This is a genomic window from Glycomyces algeriensis (assembly GCF_027622855.1).
Lineage (GTDB): Bacteria > Actinomycetota > Actinomycetes > Mycobacteriales > Micromonosporaceae > Glycomyces > Glycomyces algeriensis.
The window spans coordinates 1-6,163 of sequence record NZ_JAPZVR010000032.1 but is presented as its reverse complement, the minus strand read 5'-3'; the positions used below and the strand labels follow the sequence as shown (position 1 = coordinate 6,163).

The 6,163-nt window shown below is 71.5% G+C and carries 7 protein-coding genes; 3 read left to right on the top strand and 4 right to left on the bottom strand.

What is annotated here, in order from left to right:
* Positions 1–770: alpha/beta hydrolase (locus O2L52_RS25275; RefSeq protein ID WP_270119056.1), on the bottom strand; the 770-nt coding region annotated here is incomplete at its 3' end.
* Between the two features lie 62 nt (positions 771–832).
* On the opposite strand from O2L52_RS25275, the gene O2L52_RS25270 reads away from it, so the two are divergent.
* Complete coding sequence (locus O2L52_RS25270; RefSeq protein ID WP_270119055.1) at positions 833–1,387, top strand: TetR/AcrR family transcriptional regulator; 555 nt, start codon at positions 833–835, stop codon at positions 1,385–1,387.
* A gap of 230 nt (positions 1,388–1,617) precedes the next feature.
* The gene (locus O2L52_RS25265) at positions 1,618–2,064 is read left to right on the top strand and encodes a PaaI family thioesterase (protein WP_270119053.1); all 447 of its coding nucleotides are present in this window, start codon (positions 1,618–1,620) and stop codon (positions 2,062–2,064) included.
* A gap of 7 nt (positions 2,065–2,071) precedes the next feature.
* Here O2L52_RS25265 and O2L52_RS25260 read toward each other — a convergent pair whose 3' ends face one another.
* Entirely contained in the window at positions 2,072–2,938 is an 867-nt protein-coding gene (locus tag O2L52_RS25260) for an alpha/beta fold hydrolase (protein ID WP_270119051.1), read from the bottom strand.
* A gap of 85 nt (positions 2,939–3,023) precedes the next feature.
* Between O2L52_RS25260 and O2L52_RS25255 the strand changes: the two genes are divergently transcribed.
* Positions 3,024–3,608 (top strand): CGNR zinc finger domain-containing protein, encoded by a 585-nt coding sequence (locus O2L52_RS25255; protein WP_270119050.1) that lies wholly within the window; start codon positions 3,024–3,026, stop codon positions 3,606–3,608.
* Positions 3,609–4,510: 902 nt separating this feature from the next.
* On the opposite strand, the gene O2L52_RS25250 is transcribed toward O2L52_RS25255, so the two are convergent.
* Complete coding sequence (locus O2L52_RS25250; protein ID WP_270119049.1) at positions 4,511–5,320, bottom strand: isocitrate lyase/PEP mutase family protein; 810 nt, start codon at positions 5,318–5,320, stop codon at positions 4,511–4,513.
* A 66-nt stretch (positions 5,321–5,386) separates the two neighbouring features.
* A complete protein-coding gene (locus O2L52_RS25245; protein ID WP_270119046.1) occupies positions 5,387–6,088 on the bottom strand; it encodes an alpha/beta fold hydrolase in 702 nt (233 codons plus the stop codon).
* Positions 6,089–6,163 lie beyond the last annotated feature (75 nt).

Below are 6,163 nucleotides of genomic sequence, written 5' to 3'. Positions count from 1 at the left end.
AGCTCTCCCGCGATGGCCAGGGCGGGCGGCAAGCCCGCGAGGTCCGCGTGCTTCAAGGGGGACACCAGGTCCGCGTCGAAGCCCGGCGGCACGGCGAACCTGCGGGCCAGGCGCAGCTCACCGGCCGAGAGGCCGGGCTGGCCGACGTTGCGCCCGACCGACGGATGGTCGGTCATGGTCGCGGTCCAGTCCAGGGCCGGGTAGACCAGGACCTGCGCGCTCAGGGCCGGCCCGGTCTCGCGGGAGCGCAGGGCGAGCAGTGCGGCCAGGGTGCCGCCGGCGCTCTCGCCGACGACGGCGATCCTGGCGGGGTCGACGCCCCAGCCGAACGGGTCCGCCGCGAGCCGGTCGAGCGCGTCGCAGGCGTCCTCGACAGGCGCGGGCAGCGGGTGCTCGGGCGCGAGGCGGTACTCGACCGCGGCGACGACGGCGGGGAGCCGCGCCGCCAAACGGCTGTTGAGCCAGTCGTTCTGGGCGGCGGTGCCGGTGATGAAGCCGCCGCCGTGGAAGGAGAGCACCAGCGGCAGCCGGTCATGTCGGCCCTTAGGCCGGTGGACCCGCAGCGTCAGGTTCCGACCGGGAAGCTCCAGGGTGCGCTCCTCGATGCCCGCGCCGCGATCGGGGAGGCCGGCGACGACCCGCATGGCCGGCGAGCGCAGGAGGCGGACGAGCTTCGCGCGCCCGGCGACGACCTCGTCCGCGGTGACGGCATCCCAGTCGGGCCGGTCCTTGAGGAGCAGTCGCGCGCCGAGCGGGGCTTTGGTGGTCATGGTGTCCTCCCGGTCAAATTACGCTACTTCCGGTAGCGTAATTGACAGGATAGCCTGTCCCCGTGCAGGCATCCACTTCCCCGGCCGCCGGGCGTCCCCGCTCGGACCTCAACGCCGACGTGTTCGCCGCGACCCTGCGCTCGGTCGACGAGTTCGGGTACGCGGGCGCGACGATGGACCGGATCGCGGTCGCGGCGGGCGTGGCCAAGACGACCCTGTACCGGCGCTGGCCCTCGAAGGGCGCGCTCATCACCGCGTGCCTCGTGGAGGCGTTCGGCCCCGCACCCGTCGTGAGCGAGGACCGCGACGAGCTGCTGACCACCGCGATCCGCTGGGGCGCGGCGAAGGTCGCCGAGCCCGGCGTGGGCGCGGCGTTCGCGGGCGTGTTCACCGACGCGGTCAGCGACCCCGCGCTGCGCGAGATCCTTTCGACGGAGCTGCAGGCCCCTTACCTGCGGGTGCTGCAGGACGCGCTCGGCGAGTCCGAGCAGCGCGTCCGGTTCGCCATCGACGTCATCATGGGCACGCTGCTCCACCGAATGGGGATCTCGGGCGAGCCGATGGCCGAGGACGACGTGGAAGCGCTCATCGCGATGGTCCTCGGCGTCTTCCGCTGAGCCCGGACCTAGGGCCTGCCCTGTGGGTCCGGAAGGCCGCTATCCGGCCCATTCGCCCGCTCGCTGCGTTGTCGGGGCGGCTGCATGCAACACCGGTATGCAGTCGCCCTTCCGTCTTGCGACCGAACCAATGGACTCGGATATCGCCTCACCCGGACCCACAGGGCAGGCCCTAGACTGACCTCGCCGCGTGCACACCGCCGTGCCGGACGTGAATGGAGCCGCCTGAGATGACCGAGCTTCCCGCCGAGGTCCGCGACCGGTTCGCCGGTGCGGGCATGGACCTCGACAAGCTGTTCTCCGCCGGCGAACTGGGCGACCGCATGGGGATCGAGGTCCTGGAGGCCGCCCCGGAGCGGGTGGTCGCGCGCATGGCGGTCGAGGGGAACCGGCAGCCGTACGGCCTGCTGCACGGCGGGGCCTCCGCGGTCCTGGCCGAGACACTGGGGTCGGTCGGGGCGATGCTCCACGGCGGCCCCGAGAAGATCGCGGTCGGCGTGGACCTCAACGTCACCCACCACCGGGCGGTCCGTTCGGGCGCGGTCACGGCGGTCGCCACCCCGGTCCACCTCGGACGGTCGACGGCGACGTACGAGATCGTCGTCAGCGACGAGGAAGGCCGGCGCGTCTGCACCGGCCGCCTCACCTGCCTGATCCGGGACGCGCCCCAGGCCTGACCGTGCTTTACCGCTGCCGCTCCATGAATTCGGCGATGAGCGGTGCGATCTCCCCCAGGTGCGTCTCCAGGGCGAAGTGCCCGGCGTCGAAGAGGTGGAGTTCGGCCTCCGGCAGGTCGCGGAGGTAGGCGCGGGCGCCCGCTTCGGTGAAGAACGGGTCGCCGGTGCCCCAGACGATCAGGGTCGGCGGCGTGTGCTTGCGCAGCCACGCCTGCCACCCGTCGTACCGCTCCTCATTCGACTTGTAGTCGAAGGCGAGCGCGACCTGGGCCTCCTTGCGGCCGGGCAGGTCGAGGTAGTGCTGGTCGAGGGTCCAGTTGTCGGGCGAGAGCCGCTCGGGCTGCTGCGCGCCGGTCTCGTACTGGAACCGGGTGCCCTCGAGCGTGAGCAGGTCGCGGATCTGCCCTTCGGCGCCGGCCTGCTCGGGGGCGAGCGCGATGAAGCCGCGGGCGGCGTCGGAGAGGCCGTCGGTGTAGGCGTTGCCGTTCTGGACGACGAGCCCGGTGACGAGTTCGGGCCGGCGCTCGGCGAGGCGCAGGCCGACGGGGGCGCCGAAGTCGAAGAGGTACATGGCGAACCGCTGCAGGCCGAGCCGGTCGACGAAGCCTTCGACGATGTCGGCGAGGCGGTCGAAGGAGTAGGTGAACCCGGCGGGCGCGGTGGTCTGGCCGAAGCCGGGGTAGTCGGGGGCGATGAGCCGGTGGTCGGCACCGAGGGCGTCGATGAGGCGCGCGAACTGGTGCGAGGCGGTGGGGAAGCCGTGCAGGAGGAGCAGGATCGGGGCGTCGGCGCGGTCGGGCACGGATTCGCGGTAGTGGACTTCGACGCCGTCGATGTCGATGCTGGCGTGGCGGACCAAGGGGAGGCGGTTCATGATTCACATGCTTTCTTGCGTCGATGATGCATTAGCTTCGATGCACCACACTAACGCATAGATCAGCCGATGTAGCATTAGGGTCATGAATGCGATGACACCGCTGGTCGGCGAGCCCCTGGCCATCGATCTGGTGAACACCCTGACCGCGGAAGGCGACCTGCTCGAGGACCCGGCGGCATTGAACGCATGGCTCGCCCTCGAGGCGGACCGACTGCCAGACTTCGGTGCAGCGGCGAGCGCAAAGAACGCCGCGACCGCCGCCGACCGCGCCGCGCTCAAAGCGGTCCGGTCAGTGCGCGAGCACGCGGCCGCCGCGTTCAGCGCGCTGGCCGATGAGCGGCGGCCGCCGGAGTCGAGCCTGCGAGCTCTCGCAGCGGCGGTGAACGCGGCGCCGAACAGCACCCGACTCGCCTGGGACGGCAAGGCCGTGACCGCAACGGTGCAGCGCGGTGGCGGCGCGACCGAACGGCTCACCGCGGCACTCGCTCAGGCTGCGATCGACCTGCTCACCGACCCGGCCGTGGCGAAGCTGCGGCGGTGCGGCGCCGAGGACTGCGTGATGCTGTTCGTGCCCGCACACCCGCGCCGCCAATGGTGCTCCCCCGAACGCTGCGGCAACCGCGTCCGCGTGGCCCGCTACTACGAGCGCCGCAAAGCAGGCCGCTAAAGCAAGCACCCATCGCCCAGCTCACCCGCACCCGCACCCGCACCCGCACCCGCACCCGCACCCGCACCCGCACCCGCACCCGCACCCGCACCAAGAAATCGTCCACGGCCACAGGACCAGCGCGACCGCACCGCCCGACGCTGAGGCGTGGGGCCTGGTCTCGGCCGCGGTCTATGAAGAGCATCTTGACGAGGTCACCGCCGGCCTGGTCAGGCGCCGCAAGCCGGCGCAGTAAACCCCAATGGACAAGCCCTGCACGCCGAGTTATCCACAGGCAGAAACTTCCTGTTGCGACTCGACTACAACACGTGTCAGCCTTGATACAAAAAAGCCATCCGGCTCCTGCGGGATGGCGGCGACCAATGGGGATTCGCGAACGTCGCCATACCGAGACCGCGCGCGGGAACCCACCCGCGCGCGGTCCCCGCCGGGGCCGCCGCCTCCATGGCGACGCGGGTGGCCCGGCCCAGGCCCGGCCACCCGCACGAACCGCAACATCCGAAACACCCACGGCTCGCACGGCCCCGCGCACCCGCGCACCCGCGCACCCGCAAGTGATACTCGCCCAAGCCGCCGCCGGGTAGAGCGCCGCAGTTCCCGAGCCGCAGCCCAGCAGCCCGGCGATCGCGACAAACGCCGACATTGCACTGCGAATCGCGGACCGCAGCCCGACCAGACCGGCGTTGTCGACTCGCGCTACGGCCTACCGGCCCGACCGCACAAGCCGAGCGCTCACGACACCTTCAGGTTTCACGCTTCGGAACTCGGGCCGCAGCCGAGCGGACCGACCCTAGCGACCCCTCGCGACTCGCGCGGGCAACGTCAGTCCAGCGCATCGCGAAACTCGGCCCGTCGCACCCTCGCGACTCGCGCGTGGGCAACGCACGTTGCTCGACCCGAGCTCAGGCGAGGAGCTCGTTCAGGGTGCCGTAGGCGATGCCGTCCGCAATCGCGTCATAGGAGTCCGCCTCGAGGAAGCCGACCGTGGCCTTGCGGGCAAGTTCGTATGCGGCAGTTGCAAGCCCCGGGCCCAGGCTGATGCGGGCCACGCCCAGGCGTTCGAGCTCGGAGGGCGCCAGCGCACCCGGCCCGGCCATCACATTGAGCGGCAAGCGGATCGCCTGCAGAAGCGCGGTGATCGTAGCCGGGTCGGTCACTCCCGGCACGAAGATGCCGTCAGCTCCGGCCTCCGCGTATGCCTGGGCGCGAGCGATCGTCGCGTCGAGGCGCTCGGACTCCTCGCCGATGCCGGCCAGGTACATGTCGATGCGCGCGTTGATGAACAGGTCCGGCCCGGCGCCCTCGCGGGCGGCCTCGAGCCGCTCCACCTGGTCGGCTAGATCGCGCAGGGACCCGGGGGTCACCGCGGTGGTGTCCTCGATGTTCACACCGACTGCGCCCGCCTCGGTCACCGCCGCGAGCGTCGCGGCGACGTCCTTCGGCGTGGCCCCGAAACCGGACTCGATGTCGGCGGTGACCGGGACGTCCACGACCCGCACGATCCGCGCGATCGCCTCGATGGCCGCGTCGCGGTCGAGCGCGTCGCCGTCGGGCCGGCCGAGGCTCCAAGCGATGCCGGCGCTCGTCGTGGCGATCGCGGGAGCGCCCGCGGCGGCGATGACCGCCGCGCTGGCGGCGTCCCAGCAGTTCGGGAGGCGCAGGGCCGGGGTGGTGTGGAGGGCGCGGAAGCGGGCGGCGGTCTGATTCGTCATGTGCTCAATGAAAGCAGCGATGTCGCTTCGCGGCTGGCCATGAAACGACATCACCGTCGGGCGTGGTCAGGCGCGGCCGACCGCCGAGACGAGCGCGTCGGCGAGTTCGGCGGGCTTGGTGAGCTGCGGCCAGTGCCCGGTCGGCAGGTCGATGTACGAGATGTCCTTGACCGCGGCGATCTCCTTCACGAACGGCACGCCCTGCTCGATCCAGGCGAGGACCATGGCGCTGCCGAACTCGCAGCAGATGAGAGTGATCGGCACGTCGAAGCGGCGCTCGTCGCCGAGCTCCTGCTTGTCGTACGCGACGCCCTTCGGGGTCGGGATCGCCATGGCGCGGAAGGCTTCGCGGAGTTCGTCGTCGAGGTCGACCAGGTCTTCGTCCTCGAACACGTTCCAGTCGGGCAGCGGGATCTCGCCGTCCACGACCGGCAGCTCGTCGTTGATGACGCCGCCGGGGCCGAGGGGCGCCGAGTCCACGTAGACGACCCGCGCGATGCGGTCGGGCCGGGCGTCGGCGACCGCGTGCGCGACCGCGCCGCCGCCGGAGTGGCCCACGAGCACAACCGGAGCCTCGAGCGCGTCGACGGCGGCGACCACCGCGTCGACGTGGTCGCGCAGGCCGATGCCGCTGCGGTCGGCGTCGCGGGATTCCATGCCGGGCAGGGTGATCGGGTGCGTGCGGTGACCGGCCTTCTCGAGTGCGGGCGTGATTTCGCTCCATGAGGAGGCGTCGAGCCAGAAACCGGGAATGAGGATGATGTCCATCGCCTGACCATAACGGTTCCCACCGACAGCCTCTCGGCGTTCAGCCGGGTGGCGGGCGGCGGGCGGCGGGTGGCG